Origin of the sequence: Embleya sp. NPDC059213 (assembly GCF_042754445.1) — a bacterium.
In the GTDB taxonomy this organism is placed as follows: Bacteria; Actinomycetota; Actinomycetes; order Streptomycetales; family Streptomycetaceae; genus Embleya.
The window spans coordinates 1-18,527 of the sequence record NZ_JBHZAV010000183.1; the positions used below are offsets into that span (position 1 = coordinate 1).

An 18,527-nucleotide genomic window follows, 5' to 3' on the forward strand; every position below is an offset into this window, starting at 1 on the left:
GCACAGGCCACCAAGTGGGGCGGCCAGGCCAACGCCTCGTACGACTCCTGCTACCACTCCGCGTGCGACACCACCGCCAACATCAGCGCCACGGTGCTCAACCGCAGCGCCGACGGTGTCGCCTACACCATCTGGAAGACCGCGGTCGGCGGCACCACCCCCGGCCCGGACTTCTCCGTCTCCACCGTCCCGTCCGCCGGTACCATCCAGGTCGGCGGCCAGGGCACCGCGACGGTGAACACCACCACCGTGAGCGGCGCGGCGCAGACCCTGACGCTCTCCTCCAGTGGAGCCCCGAGCGGCGTCGTGGTGACCATCAACCCGACGACCGTCCTGTCCGGCAACACTGCCACCGCAACCATCACGGTCGCGGCGAACACCGCCCCGGGCACGTACCCGATCACCATCACGGGCACCGGGTCGGTCGTGCACTCGACCACGTACACCCTGACCGTCGGTGACGGCCCGAGCGGCTGCTCCGCGCCCGCGTGGAACGCGAACTCGGTCTACACCAACGGCAGTGTGGTCTCCTACCAGGGCCACACCTACCGCGCCAAGTGGTGGACCCAGGGCGAAGTCCCCGGAACCACCGGTCAGTGGGGAGTGTGGGTCGACCTCGGCGCCTGCTGAGTCGAACCGCACGTAAGTTGGTCCCCGACTTCCCCGATTGTGATGCCCGGTAGGCCGCAGGTTGGCCTACCGGGCATCACACCGTGCGGGCCGGCAGGATGCCGGAATGACCGTGAACCACGACCGTCCCGGCGTCCCCGGGAGCGGGCCCGCCCCTTGGCCGGCGTCGCTTCCCGCCGACCTGCTCGCGGCGAAGGCCCTGGTCTACGACCCGAACGGGTTCGTGTGCTCGACGCCGGTGGGCGAGCCGGAGAGCGCGGAGTACGGGGCCCACGTGTTCACCGTCGACGGCGCCGAGGTGCACTTCCGGATCGCCAGGACGACACCGACCAAGGTCGGCCAATTCGTCACCCTGTGGCGACGCTCGGCCGCCGGCCCGATCGCGCCGCTGACCGCCGAGGGCTCGCTCGATCTGGCGGTGATCAGCTCCCGACAGGGCGAAAACTTCGGGCAGTTCGTCTTCCCGAGGGAGGTGCTGCGCGAACGAGGCATCCTCTCGGTGCACGGCGCGGGCGGCAAGCGCGGCTTCCGCGTCTATCCGCCGTGGGTGAGCACGAGCAACCGGCAGGCCGACCGGACCCGGGCCTGGCAGCTCGACCACTTCCTCGCCATCCCGCCGGACCCGGCCCGCTGCCGGGCGCTGTACCACCGACCCGACGCGCGGTAGTCGTCCCCGGCCCGAGCCGCGGCTGCCTGGTCAGGGAGCTCCACCACACGCGGCCCGAAGCCGGAGCAACGTCGTACGCATGCCGTGGCGATTACGCGCGGCACGCTGCGCGGGCGGGGTCCCGGTGAAGACCAGCCCGAGCACCTCGGCGACCCGACGCCGCCACCCGTCCCGCCGCCGATCGTTCCAGTACTCGGTGACCAAGGTCTCCGTCCCCTCCTCGGCCGGCGTCAGGCGGTATCCCCAACGGGCAATCGGCAGCCCGAACGAGGTGACATCGAACGCGAACTCCCGCCCCGGCTCGGCAACCACAACCCGACACGTGGTGAACCAAACCCACGGGCCCCGCCGGTTGAACCCGACGAAGTCCCGGCCCCGCAGCCAAATCCCGAATACCTCCGGACTCCACTCCTTCATCCGCCGCACATCGGCGACCACCGCGTAGACCGCCGCCGCCGGCAGCGGCACGACCAACGACTCCTCGACCTCCCACACCCGCCCACCAGCCACCACCGACCCACCCCCACGCCCCTGAAACCCCATACCCACCACGCCAACCCCCCCACGCCGGAAACCCCCACGTGCGTGGGGACTTCACCGCGACGACCTCCTCCGAGGCCGAACCACCCGGCCGGTTACTTCGCCGGCCGCCTCGAAAATCTGGCGTACTGGCATCCACGAACCGTTTTCGGACAGGCGGCTCACCGAGCAGGCACCTCCTGCCGCGTGCGCCCTCCCGCCGGCAGGTCGGGGCCACGGGCACGACGTCGGGCTCATCCCCGTGTCGGAACACGGCCGAGGTTCACAGGGCGTTCTCGGCACAAACCAGATAGCCGTCGTAGGAGAGCCAGCCGGAGTGTGCCTTCCTGGAATCACCCGGGCAGTAGTTGACGTTGCTGTTGCCCGGCAGCAGGCCGGTGATCTTCATGATGTAGGTGTAATCCTTCGGCACCGTCGTGGCGTTGCAGTCCCACAGCGTGCTCAGATTCGCCTGCATCGAGTCGCCTGCCTTCGTCGCCAGGAAGCACTGGCCCGCGCGGAACCGCCGTTCCAGGCACAACTTGACGATAGAGCCGTCATCGTTGGTGTGGCTCCAGAAGGTGCGTCCTCGCCCCGACGCCGCGCAGGTCGCGTCATCCCGCGTGGAGGCCACGTACATATACGCGTCGGCTGCGCTGCAACTGACGACGTACGGTGCGTTTCGATTCCACTCGAGACCGCTGTAGTAGGCGCTGACGCAATCTCCGGTGCGTACGACCGCGAAAGCCTTGTCGAGCGGGTCGGGAGTACGGGACGGCGACGGCGAGTAGGACGGACCGGGGTAGTTGGAAGCGCCTGTGGACGGCGTCGCCGGCACTGTCGGGACGGCGTACGGAGGAAGGCTGTAGTACGGGGTTCCGGGAGGTTCGTACGGTTCGTCACGCGTGTCGCGCCCCAACAGGTCCAGGTCGGGGTCGGCCAGCACCACCCAAGCGGTGACGCCCAACCCGGCCAGGACGAGGACGGCGGCGATCACCGCGGTCAGGATCGCCGCGTGCGACCAGCCCCGTGGGGTGTTCGGCAACGGGGTTGGGGCTGACGCCGGGGGCGTTCGGGTCGCGCCGGCCGCGTCCGGTGCTGCCGGCGGGAACGGTGGTTCCCGGTCCGCTCCCGGGGACCGCTCGGGGGGTTGGCCCTGCACCCATTCCTGCCGCTCCGCGTCCCATCGACTGGCGCCCCCTGCGGCGCGGGATCGGCGGCGTGGAACGCCCGACACCGGGGCCGGGGTCGACGTCGTCCGTGGCGTATCGGCCGCCTCGCGTGCCGTCGGCACGGTTGGCGTTGTCGGCGGGAACGACGGTTCCCGGTCCGGCTTCGGAGGCGGCTCGTGGCGTGGGCCCACCGCCGATTGTTGCCGCTCCGCATCCTGCCGCCGCGCGTCGTCCGCAGCGGGCGACCGGCCGTCCGGAGAGTCCGGCGCCGAGGCCGACGTCGTCCGCCCCGTCTCAGGCGCATCCGGTGGCGTCGACCCGGGCGGCGGCACGAGCGGCGACGCCGCCGGTGGTGGGAACGGCGGCTCCCGGTCCGGCCCCGAGGGCTGCCCGGAGTACGGTCCCTCCACCCACGCCTGCCGCTCCTCGTCCCACCGACTCACGCCGTCCCCGGCACCCGACCGGCCGTCCGGAGGGTCCGGCGCCGGGGCCGACGCCGTCCGTCCCGCGTCAGCCCCATCCGGTGGCGTCGACGGCGTCGGCACCGTCGGCGACACTCGCGGCATCGGCGGCACCGGCGGCACCGGCGGCACCGGCGGGAACCGTGCTTCCCCCTCCGGCCCCGCAGCCCCCTCGGAGCCTGGGCCCTCCACCCACTCCTGCCGCTGCGCGTCCCACCGGCTCACGCCGTTCACCCCTCACCCCAGCATCTGGGTGATCGATTCCACGACGGCGAGCGCCGACGCCAGCCCACCGGCCACCGTGCCTCCGCCGGTCAGCAGCATCCGCAACCGCTCCAGGCGATGGCGTTCCGTTTGCCCGCCGTTCGCGATCTCGCCCTCGATGGCCGCCAGTTGCCCGGCAACCTCGTCGATTCCGTCGTCCTGCGTACGAGCGAGCAACGGCAGTTGTGAGCGCAACACCTCCAGCGAACCGACCAGTTCCGGCGACGCCGAGATCAACCGGCGCGAGGCGTCCACGGCCCTCGCCTCCCACCCGGCCGCCACCGCGCCACCCGCCATCGTCCCGACGCTGACCCCGGACGACGACGGCGGTACGGACGGGCGCGGGACGTCCGTGCCCGCCGATGCCTCCCAGGAGCCCACCCGCTCGGACCGGTCCTCGGCGGTGGCCCGGTAGCCGCCGGCAACGGCCCCGCCGGTCATCCGCCCGATGGAAACGCCGCCTCCGGCGTCGACAGGCCGGGCCGCCTCCGCCACGGCCTCGGGAACCACCGGTTCCTCGGCCCCCGCACGCTCTCGATCGTTCGGCTCGGCCGTCACTTCGCGTCACTCCCCACCACGTGCCGGGCCTTGGCCCCGCTGCCGACTGCCAACGCTCCGCCGCTCATGGAGCCGATGAACACGCTGCCCTCGCTCACCTGCACGACCTGCTGATCGAATTGGTCCGACTCGTAGCCCTGGTCGGCGAGCGCGTCCCGCACCCCGCCGGCGATCCGGTCCTGGATGGTCTTCACGTACCGGCTGATGTCCATCTCCTGGAAGAGCGAGACCTCCCCGGTACTGCCCAGCTCCCGCACCGAGGTCTCGGGGGCGTCCGGCAGCGCGCGCTCCGGGTCCGCCAGCCAGGTCCCGAACACCGCGAGCACGGTGCTCGCCAGGGAGAGGCCGGCGGCGAACCCGGCGGAGGGGGCGGTCAGAACGGCCCGTACCACGTCTCGGGCCGCGCCGTCCCAGGTGCGACCGGCGACCACGTCGGCCGCCCGGTATTCCGGTTTCACCGGGGTGAGCACGTGCGGTACGACCTCCAGGACCAGCATTCCGCCCTGGGTGTGGACCCGCACCAGCACGGTCACCCCGACCTGTTCGTCCCGGCCGCCGACCCGGATCCGCAGGAAGTGACGTCGCGCCTCGCCGCCCTCGTCCACCGCGTCGTGCAGATGTTGCTCGACGGTCTGCCGGTCGTAGGGAATCTCGACGCGCGGCGCCCCCACCGGCAGATAGACGAACTCCTCGATCTCCAGATCCCTGAGCCGATCGCGGCTGGCGGCCGTCGCCGAATCCCGCAACGCTTCGATCCGGGGCCTGATCAGCTCGATGACCCGGGCACCGGTGAGCGGGCCCAGGCCCGGCTCCGCCGAGGCACGCCGCTTCAGGTCCAGCGCGAACGACCAAGGCTCGTAAGGGAGTCCCACTCCGATGAAGGGGCGCAGCGGGTCGTAGATGGTCAGCGCCGCGTACTGCTCACGATCCAGGGACTCGCCGATCCGGCGATAGTGGGCGTTCGAGGGCAGCGCGGCACGCGGCAGGCCACCGAAGGCACCGCGCGCCAACTCCCGGCGCATCACGCCCGTGACATGGGCGCGGTGTTCCCAGATCGGCAGCGTGAGCAGCAACGGGAAGGCCACCGCAGGCCAGTGGCTCTCCGGCGCGAGGACGAGACCCAACAGGGCGAGGACCCAGTAGGCCACCGCCAGCAACCGAACGCCGAGCGGGATCAGCGTCATGATCCGGCCGCGCTGCCCCGGCACGGCCTTGCGCAGCGTGGTCCGGTCCACGGCGTACACACCGCGCCCGACGCTCCGGCGCGTGCTCCACAGCAGGAAGCACAACACGGCGTAACCGATTGCCCCCGCCATCGGCACACTCGGCAAGGAATCCCCGCTGAGGTAGTCGAAGACGATGAACGCCACCCAGAGGAACAGCAGCGTGACGCCGGTCTGCGCCTCGCGGCGACGGGCCCGCAACGCATACGCGAGGACCGGTACGACGTCGACGCCCAGTGACGGCGCGACCGGTCGTTCCTCGTGCCGCACCAGGTGTTCGATCACGGCGCCGCGAAAGTCGTTGTCGAGATACGCGCCGGCGCAGAGCAGCCGGGTGGCCTCGCTGTGGGAACGGCGCGGCACGGGACCTGTCATTTCCCCCCGATCGACGGGTCGGACAAGGTGGGTTCGCGGAACGCCGGGGAGATCGTTCGATGGCCGACGTCATGGGGCGATGGGCGGACACGCCGATCGACGGCAACGGGATGATGCCGGCCGGTCGCGCTCCGCAACCCATTCTGGGGCACCGCGGCATGGTCCATCCACCGGATCGCCGGATTGCCGGCGGTTCCCCGGACCTCTACCGCCGGCCCGCTCCGCCACGCCGGTGCTGCCGGGCCGGTGCCGCCGGACTCCGCCCTGTGCGACCGCGCAAGCCGGCGGAGGCCGGGGCCGGGGCGGTTCCAAAGCCATGGTCAAGTCCCGCCGACCACAACAGCGCCGTCCCTTCCGGCGAGCCGGTCATCGGCTCGACCGGGCCTGGTTCGGGGCTGCGGTCGGGTTGGTCTCGGGCGAGCGTCGGCGGGCGAGGGCAAGGCCGGTCATAGCCGTGATCGCCATCGCGGCGATGCCGACCAGCGCTGCCTTGGTGTAGGCGCCGTCGTTCGGGAAGAGACGGCCGGTGTCGGTGCCGGCGGCCAGGATCAGGCCGCCTATGGCGCTGCCCAGGGAGTACCCGACGCTACGGACGACATAGTTGAAGCTCATGGCGCTCGACGTCTCGCTCTTGGGGGTGACGGCCAGGATGACGCCCGGCATGGCGGCCGAGAAGCTGCCGACTCCGAAGCCCAGCACGCCCATTGCCACGAACAGTTCGGCCAGGTTCGACCGGGCCGCCGCAAAGAGGACGAACCCGCCACCGACGACGACGGCGCTGCCGGCCAGGAGCAAGGGGGCGTCGACCCGTTCGCGCACCCGAGGCGTGAGCTTGCCGGCGACGAACCCCAGCACGGAGAACGGGACCAGGACCAGCCCGGCGACGAAGGTGGTCAGCCCGAAGCCGTAGCCGGCGCTGTGCGGCGTCTGCGCGTATCGGGTGATGAGCGTGAGCAGGAGGTACATGCCGAACCCGCCGACGAACATGGCGATGTTCGCCCCGGCGACCGCCGGGTGCCGCATCGCCCGGACATCGACCAGGGGTGTCTTGCTATGCAGTTCGGAGGCGATCCAGATGCAGAGCAGGAGCACGGCAACGACGGCGAGGACCACCGCCACGGCGAGGTGACGGCTCCACAGACTCGTCTCGCTTGCGAGGAACAGGACGAGGAACAGTGCACCTGCCAGGACGAGCGCGCCCGTTGCGTTCACGTGCGCGGAACGGCCCTCGGGAGCCGCGGGGATGGCGCGCCATGCGGCCAGGAAGGCGATGGCGGTGACGAACAGACCGAGGCCGTAGGCGGCCCGCACCCCGCCGAACTCGGCAAGCAGCCCGGCGAGCGGGTAGCCGACGCCGGCCCCGATGATCGAGACCACCGAGATCAGGGCGATCGTGGCCGCGCTGCGCCCTTCGGGGAGATGGTCGCGGGCCACGCCCATCATCAGCGCCGTCAGACCGAGCCCGACGCCTTGGGCCGCCCTGCCGACGAGCAGCCACGCGAACGGCAGCGGCAGCACGGTGAGCGCGCTGCCGGCGACGACGACCGCCAGCGTGGCCAAAATCGTGCCTCGTCGGTGTGGGCCGGCTCCGAGCCGGCCGAGGACGGGCGTGGCGACGGCGCCGCTCAGCAGCGAGATGGTCAGCGTCCACTGCGCGCTGTCGAGCGAGACGTGGAACGTGGTCGCCACGCTGGTGATGAGCGGCGTGCCCAGGCTGCCGACCGCCGCCACGACCAGGGCGATGAACATCAGGGAGGGGACCAGCAGCCGCGCCTCGGAGTGCTCCGGGGTAGTGCTCACCGGCTGGTCCCGGTCGTGATGTGGTCGAACAGGCCGGGTCGAATGCGGGTCCGGACCCCTCCCGCCCACGGCTCGTCCGGCTCGGCGACCATCTCCCATATCCGCCCGAGGCCTCCGTCGGAGTTCCCGGCGACCCCGCCGACCGACCACCCCGTCACTGCCTCGACCCTTCTCGGTCCAAGCTTTCGAGCTCCGCCAGATGCAGCAGCGCCGGAAGGGCTGCCACCAAGGCCTCGACTTCGTCGTCGGCGAGTTCGTCGATCAACTGCGCATACGCATCGACGCCCGCCTGGCGGCGCGCCCGAACGTAGGACGCGCCGGCCTCGGTCAGGCACACCAGCGTGACCCGCCGGTCGGACGGGTCGCCTCTCCGCTCGACCAGCCCGGATTCCTCCATCACCCGAACCAGGACGGTCATCGCGGGCTGGGTGACACCCTCGCTCACGGCCAAATCGGTGATTCGTCGTGGGCCGGTCCTGTCCAGCGTGGCCAGGGTGGCAGCGGACGTGAGGCTCAGGTCTCGCGGAAGACGCCTCACAGCCCTGGTGGCCAGCCCGTAGAGGGCCGACCCGACGGCAGTGGAATCGCGACGGGTTTCGTCTTGAAGGCTCACGCCCGAAGCATAGCACTTTTATATGAATACTTTATGCATCTGCGATTCGGGCCCGAACCCGGTCTCCCGCACTCGGTGCGGGAGACCGGCCGGAACCGCGTGCGTTGGTGTCCGCGCCGGCAGTGGGCGGCTGCCTGTCAGGCGACGGTGAGCACGATCTTGCCCCGGATGTGACCTCGGGCGGCGCGTTCGTGCGCGGCTCGGGCGTCCGCGAGAGCGAACGTGCTGTCGATCGCGACGCGGACCGCGCCCGTGTCGAGCAGGCGCGCCGATTCGGCAAGCTGCGCGCCGTTCGAGCGGACCTGGGTGCCCGAGACCGTGACGCCCAGCTTCGCGATCTCTTCGTCGTCGTATTCGCCGAAGAACACGGGGAACAGGGCGCCGCCGCGCTTGAGCGTACGCAGGAAGCGGCTGCTCTCGCGGCCACCGACGGCGTCCACGACCAGGTCGACGTGGTGCACGAGGTCCTCGGCACGGTTCCCGGTGTAGTCGATGAACTCGTCGGCGCCCAGCTCGCGCAGGAATGCTTCATGCCCGCCCGATGCCACCGCGATCACCCGTGCGCCCCGCCACTTCGCCAGTTGCACTGCGAAGTGACCCACGCCGCCCGCCGCGCCGTTGACGAGCACCGTCGTGCCGGCGCCGAGTGCCACCGGCCGATGCCGCGCCGCCTGGAAGGGCGACGGGTGATCGTGTCCGAGCTCGATCAGGAACTGCCACGCCGTCAGCAGAGACATGGGCGCCCCCGCGGCGTGCACGTGATCGATGCCGGCCGGCTTGCGTGCCAGGTCCGACGCCGGCGCGGCCACGTACTCGGCATACGCCCTGCCGTCGAAGCTGGGGAAGCGAAGGAGACCGAAAACCTCGTCACCGACGGAGAAGCCCTCCACGTCCGTGGCTACGGCCGCGACGACGCCCGACACGTCCGTCCCCGGCGTCACCGGCAGGTCGAACTCCGGCCTGGTCTCCGGAGGGATGTCGCTCAGCCCGTCGCGCAGGTACCAGTCCGGAGGATTGACGCCGACCGCGTGCACGCGCACGAGCACCTCGCCCGGCCCCGGCTCGGGCATCGGCACCTCGTCGTAACGCAGAACCTCGGGACCGCCGTGCTCATGCAGCCGGATCGCCCGCATCGTGTGCGTCGACATCGTTCTCCCCTTGCCCGCACTGCGGGATAGACTTATTCGGATCAGCGATCCAGATAAGTGGACCACTGATCCGAATATATGGACCACTGATCCGGATAGTCAAGAGGGACAGATGCGAGCCGACGCCAGGAAGAACCGCGACCACCTGCTCGCAGTGGCGGGCACCGCCATCGCCGAGCAAGGCGTCGACGTGTCACTGCGCGACATCGCCCGCCGGGCCGATGTCGGACTCGCCACCCTGCTGCGGCACTTCCCGACGCGCGAGGCGCTGCTCGAGGCCCTGCTCCGCACGAGCTTCGACGAACTGACGGCTCAGGCAGGCGAACTCGAAACGTCGAACTCTCCCGAAGACGCCCTCGTCTCGTGGCTACGCGACTGCGTCGCGTGGACCACCGAGTATCGGGGCGTGACCGTACTGATGGCAGCCGCCATCCAGGACAGCGAATCCGCTCTCCACGCTTCGTGCGTCACCCTGCGCGCCGCCGGCGCGCTGCTCCTCACCCGGGCCCAGGCCGCCGGCACGGCGCGAAGCGACCTCGACGGCACCGACCTGTTCGCGCTGGTGGCGGCACTCGCGTGGCTCGGCGATCAACCCTCCCTCGCACCACGGGCCGACCACCTCTTCGAGGTGATCGCGAGCGCAATTCTGAGCACCGCAAAAAACGGCGACGCCGAGGAGGAGCACTCGGCAACGACGCCTCGAATTCCCGGACTTGCCATCACCGACCTCGACACATGACGTCACTTCGGGCAGATTCGGTGCATCACCACGAGAATCGTGCGTCCCGGACGGGCTATCGCTTGGCGTAGTCGCCGAAGCCGGCCCAGTCGAGCACCACGCACGGTTCGTCGCCGACGACCCACGCGTCGTGTCCGGGCGGGCAGACCATCAGGTCTCCGGCGCCGAATTCCAGTTCCTCACCGTCGTCCATGACGATGTGCATCCGTCCCGACAACGTCAAGCCGACGTGCGACGCCTGACAACTGTCGGTCCCGGCGATCGGCTTCACGTGCTTCGACCAACGCCAGCCCGGCTCGAACGTACCCCGACCCACGGGAATGGCATCCAGCGCGACCAGGTCGACCTTGCCCATGCCCGCTTCGAACGGGCGTGTCTCCTCGGGCGACGCGAAATTCTTACGGACGAGACCAGCCATGATCTCCTCCTCGGGTCCGGAGGCATCGATCACGGCCGAGTGTCGAACGGTCGGCCGTCGACGCCTCGAAAACGATGTACAAACCCCCGCACCCTCCACGCTACGTCCGTCCGGCGGCCCGGTCGACCCTTGCGCAGGGCCCGCTCCGCTCCGGAAACAGCGCCCCGTCGTCGGTTCCGAGGGAACCGCGCCCGCCCGCACCTCGAAGCGGGTGCGGCCGCCCCCGGTCTCACCGAGGGGCGGCCTGATTGCGCCCGTTGAGCCGATCCGCGCCTGCGCGCCTCCGTCAGCCGGTCCCCGGAGTGCGGGTCGATCCCGGCGTGCTCGCGTATCGAGGTGCCGCGCACCCGCCTCGGCCGTTCGCAGCGCGGTGACTCCGGTCGTCGATCGCGTCGCCGTCGTTACGGACGAGCCGAGGCATCACCCGTGATCGATGGCCGCCGGTCGATCGTCCGCGCCTGGTTGTCCGTCTTCACGAGCGTCCGCTCCCCGGGTCCGGTCAGGAACCCTTTGTCAGGTGTCCCCGGATCCCCACATCTCCCCTGAGCGTCGTGTTTCCGGAGACGGCCAGGTCCTGTTGGACGACCGCTTCGCCGCGCACGTTCACGTTGCCCGACACGGCCAGGTTCTGATTGACGAGCGTGTTGCCACGGGCGTTCAGTTTTCCCGAGACCGTGAGGTCCTCGACGGTCATGCCTCCCGTGAGGGCGGTCTTTCCCGCGACGGTCAGGTTCTTCCGAAAGAGCACGTCACCGTGGACGTTCAGGTCGCTGGTGAGGTAGGCGATGCCGTTGATCTGCAGGTCGGGACCGTCGACGTGGAGTTTGCTCTTGGCGTTCAGCTCGCCTCTGACATCCAGTCGACCGTGCGACACCAGGCCGAACGGTTGATCCTGGGTGGTCTCCAGCAGCGGGTTCCCCGCCTGGTCGTAGACCGACACCGGTCCATGGGTGGTGAGTTTCCCGTTCACCCGCGCCTGCCCGGCGATCAACTCGTTCACGACGGCCTCACCGGCGACGAGTTGCTCACGAACGTTGGCCCGGGCGGCTGTCAACTCGCTCAGATCGACCTTGCCTGCCGAGAGCTGACCGGTCACGTCGATCCGACCGGAGACCACGTGCGTCACGTTCGCCTCGGCCGCGGTGAGTTGCGTGCTCACGTCCACCTGATCCGAGACCAGATGCGTCACATTCCCCTTCACCGCAGTGAGTTGCGTACTCACGTCCACCTGATCCGAGACCAGATGCGTCACATTCCCCTTCACCGCGGTGAGTTGCGTACTCACGTCCACCTGATCCGAGATCAGATGCGTCACATTCCCCTTCACCGCAGTGAGTTGCGTACTCACATCCGCCTGATCGGCAACCAGATGCGTCACCGTCGCTTTGGCGGCCGAGATGGTGCCGGGTTTGTTGGACTCGTTGTCGATCTGTGCGCCTTCCTTGGTGAAGGTGATCTGGCCTTCGTTCTTCGTGCCTCGGACCAACGGGGTGTGCACCCCGAGGTTGGCGGTGACGCGTTCGAATTCGGGGCTGAGTAGGTGGACCGTCGTGGTGAGGACGTATGCCGGTTGCTGTGGGTCGGCGGGTTTGGCCGTCAGGGTGTAGGTGGCGTCGCGTTTCGGTCCCGTGCCCGGTTTCGGGGACCACTGCCAGTCGATCGTGCCCGGCGCGCGGGTGACGGTTTCCGGGGGGCCGTCCGGACCCTGGATCGTGTAGGCGAGGCTGCCGGGTCCGTCCCACCGCAGGACGACCTTGTTGCCGTCGTCGACGAGGGTCTTCTCGGGGCGGAAGTTGATCGGGATCTGCGGGGCCTTCTTCAGCACTCCCAGGACGAGGCCGCGCCTGTCCTTCGGCTGGTTGCCCTCGCCGCCCGAGGCGACCTCGGTGATCTTCAGCCGGGCCAGGCCCTCCGCCTCGGAGACGGGGAAGTTCTTCAGCGTCAGAACCAGGGACCTGAAGTCGACCATGTCGACTCCTCCGGGGAATTGCGCCCGGAAGGCGCCTTGCGTCTGGTCCCACTTGAACGTCGGCGTCTCTCCGAAATCGAACGGATCGTGCTCGATGCCCGGCACGATCTTGGTACGGTCCGGCGTCAGGTCACCCGCGCCGTTGCCGACAGGCACTTCGATGTCGATGAACGACCAGGACACCCAGTTCGAACTGGCGTTGGAGACGATCACGTACACCGTTCCCACCGCCGGTGTCCCCGCCCGGGCCAACAAAGGAATGGGATCCGTGACGATCTCGTAGTTCAGTAACACGGTCGAGCCTCCCTGTTTCGGCGTTCCCGCGATGCGGGCGAACACGCGCGACGACCCCGCGGGCCGGGTGTGACAGGAGCGGCCGCCGGCGGCCGCGGCGGATCGCCGAATCGAGCGACACCCCAACCGCGGCGACCGAGGACACGGGGCGGCGGGCGTACCGAAAATGTTCCGGGTGGACGGGAACCCGAACGGCGTCGACCCCACGATGCAACAGGCACCCGCCGCCGGATCGCCGTCGCGGCGCGCCCGTCCTTGCACGCCGTCGACCGACCACCGAACCCGACCTCGCGAACGCCCGACGCACGACCCCGCCCCACCCCCGAACAGCGCCCCCACCCGGCCCCACACCGGACGACACCACCGCGCTACCGGAATCCCTCTCCCACCGCCCGCCCCCGAAAACACGGCCGCCACATCCACGACAGCAACGCGACACGGCCCGCGACACGCCACGCTTCCGGTGGTCGATGGCGCGCTTGTGTCGGAAGTCGTGCACGAGGGTGGGCCGTTCAGCCCTCGAAGCCGCGCTCGGCCAAAAGCGCCTCGATCCGGGCCCGGTGCGCCGCCTCCCACGTGTCGAGCGATTCGTCGGCCTCCTGCGCCGACTTCGTCCGGGCGTCCCGGAGTACCTGCTCGCGACGCGCGCCGGGTACGACCACCACGCCCTCCTCGTCGGCCACCACCACGTCGCCGGCCTCGACCCACACCCCGCCGCACCGTACGCGCCCGCCGAACGGCTCGACGGCCTGCTTCGTCCCCGGAATCGGGATGACGCCCCGCGCGAACACCGGAAAGCCCATCGCGCGCACCTCGCCGAGATCCCGGATCAGCCCGTCCGCCACGAACGCGGCGATCCCGCGACGTTGCGCGACGGCACACACGTTGCCACCGGCCAACGCGTGGTCCACGTCGCCCGATTCGACCACGACGACCGAACCGGGCTCGGCGCGGTGGATGGCCGCGTGCAACATCAGGTTGTCCCCCCTCGCACACCGCACGGTGAACGCCGGGCCGGCGACGCGCGGCATCGAGGGCCACAGCGGATGGATGCCGACGTCCATCACCTGGGCGCGGCCGAGCAGATCGGCGAGGGTGGTCGGCGAGATGTCCGCGAACCCGGCGACGTCGCCCATGGTGATCCCTTCGTTCGCACCGGCGGCCGGGGCCGGCCGCCCCCGACGGCGGCGAGACTATCGAAGCCGCGCGCCGGGCGTCCGGAGCGGACCTACCGGCGAATGGCCATATCCGGGCCACTCTTTCGAGTGGAACAACCGCCGCGTTGCCGATCTTGTGCAGGCAAATCGCTACAACAAGAGCGGACCTGACACGGCGACTCTGGGGCAAAGCGATGACGTACACGGGAATCACGGCCGGACGACGCACGGCCGCGCTGGTGGTGGCGGCGACAAGCGTGGGTGCGCTGCTGTTCGCCCCGGCGACGAGCGCGGCGGCGCGGACGACGGGGGCGACGGGGGTCACCGAGGTCGGCGTGCAAACTCCGCTCCGGGATGCGATCACGGCGCTGCGGGTGGCCGACGAGGATCGCTCCGGCTACGACCGGGACGCGTTCCGGCACTGGATCGACGCCGACAAGGACGGGTGTTCGACGCGCGCGGAGGTACTCATCGAGGAGGCCGTCACGCCGCCCGAGATCGGCGCCAAGTGCACGCTCACGGGCGGGCGTTGGTACTCGTACTACGAAGATGCCTACGTCGACGACGCGTCCGGGCTGGACATCGACCACATGGTGCCGCTGGCCGAGGCGTGGGACTCCGGCGCGTCCGCGTGGACGCCCAAGCAGCGTGAGCAGTACGCGAACGATCTGGACCAGCCTCGGGCGCTGGTCGCGGTGACGGCCAAGTACAACCGCTCGAAGTCCGACCAGGACCCGGGCACTTGGCTGCCGCCGTACGAGGGGGCTCGGTGTACGTACCTGACGGACTGGGTGACGGTGAAGACCAAGTACGACTTGACGGTCGATGCCACCGAACTCGCGACGCTGGAGCGGCTGGGCGCGCAGTGTCCGAACGTGCCGATTTCGCCCGGCACGCGGTAGCGGCCTCTCGGCGGGCCGCGCCCGTGGCTCGTCCCGGCCTCGAACGCCGGCCGGGCCGGGGGTCGGCCGACCCTGTCCTCAAGCGCCGGACCGGCCGAGGCGAACCGGCCTTCGGCCTACCCCTGGCGGTTTCGCCAGCGTTCCATGATGTCGACGATTTCCGACTGGAGGAAGGCGAAGAATTCGGCGGATTCCTGGGCTCGGAGGCCGGCGGGGGTGTCCGGGCCCAGGGCGGTCGCGCCCTCGCGGAGGATGACCTCGAAGCGGGACAGGAGCTTGTCCCGCTCGCCGTAGGTCTCGTACCAGAGTTCGTCGTGCAGCCGGTAGCGGTCCCGACGCGAGCCGGGCTCGCGTTCGCGGTGGACCATCCGCACCTGGGACAGGTAGGCGATCGCCGACGACACCGCGGCCGGGCTGATCTGCAACGACTCGGCGAGTTCGGCGGACGTCATGCTCGCCGAGTCGGCTGCCAGCAGCGCGGCGAACACCCGCGCGGCCATCCGCTGCATGCCGGCATCGGCCAATTCGCTCGCGAAGCGTTCGATGTACCGAGCGACCTCGGCCTCGTTGCGCGCCGGCCCGTCGTCTCGCATTCGGGTCCCCTTCCGCTCGGGCTCTTCCGAGCATCGTCCAGCCATGATTCTTGACTTTTCCGAACTTCACAAGTTCCTGAAAGAAGCGTATGTTCTGAAACATGAACACGGCGATCAGCGTCACCGGTCTGCACAAGTCCTTCGGGCGCACCCATGCCCTCGACGGCCTCGACCTGCACGTCACGGCCGGTGAGGTACACGGCTTCCTCGGACCCAACGGGGCCGGGAAGTCCACCACCATCCGCGTCCTGCTCGGCCTGATCCGCGCCGATCGCGGCGACGTCAGCCTCCTGGGCGGCAACCCGTGGCGCGACGCCGTGGCCCTGCATCGCCGAGTCGCCTACGTCCCCGGCGACGTCACCCTGTGGCGCAACCTCAGCGGCGGCGAGGTGATCGACCTCTACGGCAAGCTGCGCGGCGGCCTGGATCCGGCCCGGCGCGCCGACCTGCTGGCCCGGTTCGAACTCGACCCGACCAAGAAGGGCCGTGCCTACTCCAAGGGCAACCGGCAGAAGGTGGCCCTGGTCGCCGCGTTCGCCTCCGACGTGGACCTGCTGATCCTGGACGAGCCCACGTCGGGCCTGGACCCGCTGATGGAGGACGTGTTCCGGGACTGCGTGCGCGAGGAGCGCGAGCGCGGTCGCACCGTACTGCTGTCCAGCCACATCCTGGCCGAGGTCGAGGCGCTGTGCGATCGGGTCAGCATCATCCGCAACGGCCGCACCGTCGAGTCGGGTTCGCTGGCCGAACTGCGGCACCTGAGTCGGACCACGGTCCGCGCCGAACTGCGCGGTCCCGGCGACGGCCTGGCCGACCTCCCGGGCGTGCACGACGTGACGGCGAGCAACGGCCACGTCGTGCTCCAAGTGGACAACGACCATCTGGACCCGGTGCTGCGCAAACTCGCCGAGATCGGCGTACGCGGCCTGGCCGGCAGCCCACCCACGCTGGAGGAACTCTTCCTGCGGCACTACCGCACCCGGGACACGGACGGCGGCACCGGCAACAACACCGACACCGCGGCGGTGGCCGCGCGATGACCACCGCCGCCCTCCCGCTGCCGCGCGGCGCCGCCCCGGGCGGCCCCCGCCACCTCGCCGGCACCGGCACCCTGATCCGCCTCGCGCTGCGCCGCGACCGGGTGCTGCTCCCGGTCTGGGTGTCGGCCCTGGCCGGCACCGTCTCCAGCGTCGAACGCTCCCTGGAGGGCCTGTACGGCACCACCGCCGAACGCGCCGACCTGGCCCGGGACATGAACGCCAACGGCTCGCTCCGGGCCCTGTACGGCGCCGTGTTCGGCGACTCGTACGGCGCCCTCACCGCGTGGCGGATCGGCGGCTACGCGGCGCTGTTGGCCGGCCTGATGAGCCTGATCATCGTGATCCGGCACTCCCGCGAGGAGGAGGAGACCGGCCGCCAGGAGGCCCTGTCGGCGGCGATGGTGGGCCGCCGGGCCCCGCTCACCGCGGCGCTGACCACCGCCACGCTGGCCAATGCGCTGCTCCTGGTGCTGTGCACGGCGATCCTGCTCGGCGCGGGCCAACCGGCGGCCGGCTCCCTCGCGTTCGGCCTCGCCGTCGCACTGTCCGGCCTGGTGTTCGCCGCCGTCGCCGCGGTGACCGCGCAGCTCACCGAGAACGCCCGCCTGGCCAAGGGCATCGCCGGCGCCGTCCTGGGCGCCGCGTTCGTGCTGCGCGCCTCGGGCGACGCGGCCCGGGCGGCGGCCTCGGCGGGCAGCCATCCGCTGGTGTGGGCCTCGCCGTTGGGCTGGGCCGAGAACGTGCGGCCGTTCGCGGGCGACCGCTGGTGGGTGCTGGTCCTGCCGGTCGGCCTGATCGCCGGCTGCGTCGCACTCGCCTACACCCTCGCGGACCGGCGCGACCTGGGCGCCGGCTTCGTGCGACCACGCCCGGGGCCGGCACACGCACCCGCGTCGCTGGCCGGCGCGTACGGCCTGGCCTGGCGGCTGCAACGCGGCACGCTGTGCGCCTGGGCGGTCGGCTTCGCCCTGGCCGGCGCGGTGTTCGGCGGAATCGCCGACGGCGCGCAGGACATCGTCGGCGACAACACCGGGACCCGCGACCTGATCCGCCGGATGGGCGGCCATGTGGCGCTGACCGACGCGTTCCTGTCCACGATGGTGGGCATGCTCGGCCTGATCTGCGTGGTGTTCGGCGCCGGTGCCGTGTTGCGGCTGCGCGACGAGGAGACGAACGGCCGGGCCGAACCGCTGCTGGCGAACACCGTCGGCCGATTGCGCTGGGCGGGCGGGCACCTGCTGATCGCGTACGCCGGCCCGGTGCTGATCCTGGCCGCCGGCGGTCTCGCGATGGGCCTGGCGTACGGGCTCACCGTCGGGGACGTGTCCGGCGAGCTGCCACGCATCCTGCTCGCCGCGCTGGCCCAACTCCCCGCCGTGTGGGTGCTGGTCGGGCTTGCCGTACTGGTCGTCGGCGCGCTGCCGAGGCTCGCCGCGGCGGTGTGGGGTCTGGTCGGGCTGGTGATCGCGCTCGGCTGGGTGGGGCCGGCGCTCAAGCTGCCGCAGGCGGTGCTGGACGTGTCGCCGTTCGGCCACCTGCCGAAGTTGCCCGGCGCCGACGTCACGGCCACGCCGTATCCGTGGCTGCTCGCCCTGGCCCTCGCGCTGCCGGCCGCGGGCCTGTTCGCACTGCGCGAGCGCGACCTGGACTGAGCCCGGGCCACGCCCTCCCGGGCCGGCCACGAACCCCGACCCCACCCCGCGCACCCGGGGCCGGCCACGAACTCGCACACGTACCCGGACACCAACCCGGGCCCGCGCTCCACCCGGGCCCTCACGAACCGGGCCCGGACTCGAACCCGGGCCCGCACCGAACCGGACCCGGACTCGAACCCGGGCCCGAGCCCGGATCCGGACTCGAACCCGGATCCGGGCCCCGGCGGCCGAGACTCTCCTCAAGAGAAGGGCCCCGCCGGCACATTGTGGCCCGCCCCCCGGGCCGCCCACCCCCAACCCCGGGGGCCCCAAAAGGCACCCCCCCCCGAC

Annotated in this window: 17 protein-coding genes; 6 read left to right on the plus strand and 11 right to left on the minus strand. The window is 70.8% G+C overall.

Translation table 11 applies throughout. The annotated features are described in order from the left end of the window. Together ACFXMF_RS38970 and ACFXMF_RS38975 are read left to right on the plus strand one after the other, a co-directional pair. Positions 1-630: carbohydrate-binding protein (locus ACFXMF_RS38970; RefSeq protein WP_380021037.1), on the plus strand; the 630-nt coding region annotated here is incomplete at its 5' end. Between the two features lie 106 nt (positions 631-736). Beyond that, positions 737-1,297: a MepB family protein gene (locus tag ACFXMF_RS38975; RefSeq protein ID WP_379989992.1), complete on the plus strand. Its 561-nt coding sequence runs from the start codon at positions 737-739 to the stop codon at positions 1,295-1,297. Between the two features lie 30 nt (positions 1,298-1,327). Here ACFXMF_RS38975 and ACFXMF_RS38980 read toward each other — a convergent pair whose 3' ends face one another. The 7 genes from ACFXMF_RS38980 to ACFXMF_RS39010 all read right to left on the minus strand — a co-directional run bounded on the left by ACFXMF_RS38980 (position 1,328) and on the right by ACFXMF_RS39010 (position 9,430). After that, a complete protein-coding gene (locus tag ACFXMF_RS38980; protein WP_379989993.1) occupies positions 1,328-1,810 on the minus strand; it encodes an SRPBCC family protein in 483 nt (160 codons plus the stop codon). Positions 1,811-2,099: 289 nt separating this feature from the next. Beyond that, complete coding sequence (locus ACFXMF_RS38985) at positions 2,100-2,813, minus strand: hypothetical protein (protein ID WP_379989994.1); 714 nt, start codon at positions 2,811-2,813, stop codon at positions 2,100-2,102. Positions 2,814-3,686: 873 nt separating this feature from the next. Further along, positions 3,687-4,154, minus strand: a complete 468-nt coding sequence (locus tag ACFXMF_RS38990; protein ID WP_379989996.1) for a hypothetical protein — start codon at positions 4,152-4,154, stop codon at positions 3,687-3,689. Positions 4,155-4,267: 113 nt separating this feature from the next. Next, the gene (locus ACFXMF_RS38995) at positions 4,268-5,857 is read right to left on the minus strand and encodes a hypothetical protein (protein ID WP_360323141.1); all 1,590 of its coding nucleotides are present in this window, start codon (positions 5,855-5,857) and stop codon (positions 4,268-4,270) included. A gap of 378 nt (positions 5,858-6,235) precedes the next feature. Continuing rightward, positions 6,236-7,618 carry an MFS transporter gene (locus tag ACFXMF_RS39000; RefSeq protein WP_360323162.1) on the minus strand — a complete coding sequence of 461 codons (1,383 nt, stop codon included), beginning with the start codon at positions 7,616-7,618 and terminating at the stop codon, positions 6,236-6,238. Positions 7,619-7,823: 205 nt separating this feature from the next. Next, a complete protein-coding gene (locus ACFXMF_RS39005; RefSeq protein ID WP_360323160.1) occupies positions 7,824-8,186 on the minus strand; it encodes a MarR family transcriptional regulator in 363 nt (120 codons plus the stop codon). Positions 8,187-8,419: 233 nt separating this feature from the next. Continuing rightward, complete coding sequence (locus ACFXMF_RS39010; protein WP_360323158.1) at positions 8,420-9,430, minus strand: NADP-dependent oxidoreductase; 1,011 nt, start codon at positions 9,428-9,430, stop codon at positions 8,420-8,422. A gap of 112 nt (positions 9,431-9,542) precedes the next feature. Between ACFXMF_RS39010 and ACFXMF_RS39015 the strand changes: the two genes are divergently transcribed. Next, positions 9,543-10,169 carry a TetR/AcrR family transcriptional regulator gene (locus ACFXMF_RS39015; RefSeq protein ID WP_360323139.1) on the plus strand — a complete coding sequence of 209 codons (627 nt, stop codon included), beginning with the start codon at positions 9,543-9,545 and terminating at the stop codon, positions 10,167-10,169. Positions 10,170-10,224: 55 nt separating this feature from the next. On the opposite strand, the gene ACFXMF_RS39020 is transcribed toward ACFXMF_RS39015, so the two are convergent. From ACFXMF_RS39020 to ACFXMF_RS39030, 3 genes are all read right to left on the minus strand, one after another. After that, a complete protein-coding gene (locus ACFXMF_RS39020) occupies positions 10,225-10,587 on the minus strand; it encodes a cupin domain-containing protein (protein WP_360323156.1) in 363 nt (120 codons plus the stop codon). 499 nt (positions 10,588-11,086) lie between these two features. Next, positions 11,087-12,895, minus strand: a complete 1,809-nt coding sequence (locus ACFXMF_RS39025; protein WP_379989997.1) for a hypothetical protein — start codon at positions 12,893-12,895, stop codon at positions 11,087-11,089. Positions 12,896-13,362: 467 nt separating this feature from the next. Then, positions 13,363-13,986: an RraA family protein gene (locus ACFXMF_RS39030; RefSeq protein ID WP_379989999.1), complete on the minus strand. Its 624-nt coding sequence runs from the start codon at positions 13,984-13,986 to the stop codon at positions 13,363-13,365. 215 nt (positions 13,987-14,201) lie between these two features. Between ACFXMF_RS39030 and ACFXMF_RS39035 the strand changes: the two genes are divergently transcribed. Continuing rightward, entirely contained in the window at positions 14,202-14,909 is a 708-nt protein-coding gene (locus ACFXMF_RS39035) for a DUF1524 domain-containing protein (protein ID WP_379990001.1), read from the plus strand. A gap of 116 nt (positions 14,910-15,025) precedes the next feature. Here the strand turns inward: ACFXMF_RS39035 and ACFXMF_RS39040 are convergent, their stop codons facing one another. Continuing rightward, a complete protein-coding gene (locus ACFXMF_RS39040; protein WP_379990003.1) occupies positions 15,026-15,547 on the minus strand; it encodes a GbsR/MarR family transcriptional regulator in 522 nt (173 codons plus the stop codon). A 56-nt stretch (positions 15,548-15,603) separates the two neighbouring features. On the opposite strand from ACFXMF_RS39040, the gene ACFXMF_RS39045 reads away from it, so the two are divergent. Both ACFXMF_RS39045 and ACFXMF_RS39050 read left to right on the plus strand, forming a co-directional pair. After that, positions 15,604-16,542, plus strand: a complete 939-nt coding sequence (locus tag ACFXMF_RS39045; protein WP_360323129.1) for an ABC transporter ATP-binding protein — start codon at positions 15,604-15,606, stop codon at positions 16,540-16,542. Continuing rightward, positions 16,539-18,194 carry an ABC transporter permease gene (locus ACFXMF_RS39050; RefSeq protein ID WP_379990005.1) on the plus strand — a complete coding sequence of 552 codons (1,656 nt, stop codon included), beginning with the start codon at positions 16,539-16,541 and terminating at the stop codon, positions 18,192-18,194. The genes ACFXMF_RS39045 and ACFXMF_RS39050 overlap by 4 nt, the downstream gene beginning before the upstream one ends. The last annotated feature ends 333 nt before the right edge of the window (positions 18,195-18,527 follow it).

What these genes read in the sequence shown, in the direction of transcription:
- ACFXMF_RS38975 (WP_379989992.1), top strand. Translation starts at nt 737, where the DNA reads ATGACCGTGAACCACGACCGTCCCGGCGTCCCCGGGAGCGGGCCCGCC.
- ACFXMF_RS38990 (WP_379989996.1), bottom strand. Translation starts at nt 4,154, where the DNA reads ATGACCGGCGGGGCCGTTGCCGGCGGCTACCGGGCCACCGCCGAGGAC.
- ACFXMF_RS39000 (WP_360323162.1), bottom strand. Translation starts at nt 7,618, where the DNA reads ATGTTCATCGCCCTGGTCGTGGCGGCGGTCGGCAGCCTGGGCACGCCG.
- ACFXMF_RS39010 (WP_360323158.1), bottom strand. Translation starts at nt 9,430, where the DNA reads ATGTCGACGCACACGATGCGGGCGATCCGGCTGCATGAGCACGGCGGT.
- ACFXMF_RS39015 (WP_360323139.1), top strand. Translation starts at nt 9,543, where the DNA reads ATGCGAGCCGACGCCAGGAAGAACCGCGACCACCTGCTCGCAGTGGCG.
- ACFXMF_RS39020 (WP_360323156.1), bottom strand. Translation starts at nt 10,587, where the DNA reads ATGGCTGGTCTCGTCCGTAAGAATTTCGCGTCGCCCGAGGAGACACGC.
- ACFXMF_RS39030 (WP_379989999.1), bottom strand. Translation starts at nt 13,986, where the DNA reads ATGGGCGACGTCGCCGGGTTCGCGGACATCTCGCCGACCACCCTCGCC.
- ACFXMF_RS39035 (WP_379990001.1), top strand. Translation starts at nt 14,202, where the DNA reads ATGACGTACACGGGAATCACGGCCGGACGACGCACGGCCGCGCTGGTG.
- ACFXMF_RS39040 (WP_379990003.1), bottom strand. Translation starts at nt 15,547, where the DNA reads ATGGCTGGACGATGCTCGGAAGAGCCCGAGCGGAAGGGGACCCGAATG.
- ACFXMF_RS39045 (WP_360323129.1), top strand. Translation starts at nt 15,604, where the DNA reads ATGAACACGGCGATCAGCGTCACCGGTCTGCACAAGTCCTTCGGGCGC.
- ACFXMF_RS39050 (WP_379990005.1), top strand. Translation starts at nt 16,539, where the DNA reads ATGACCACCGCCGCCCTCCCGCTGCCGCGCGGCGCCGCCCCGGGCGGC.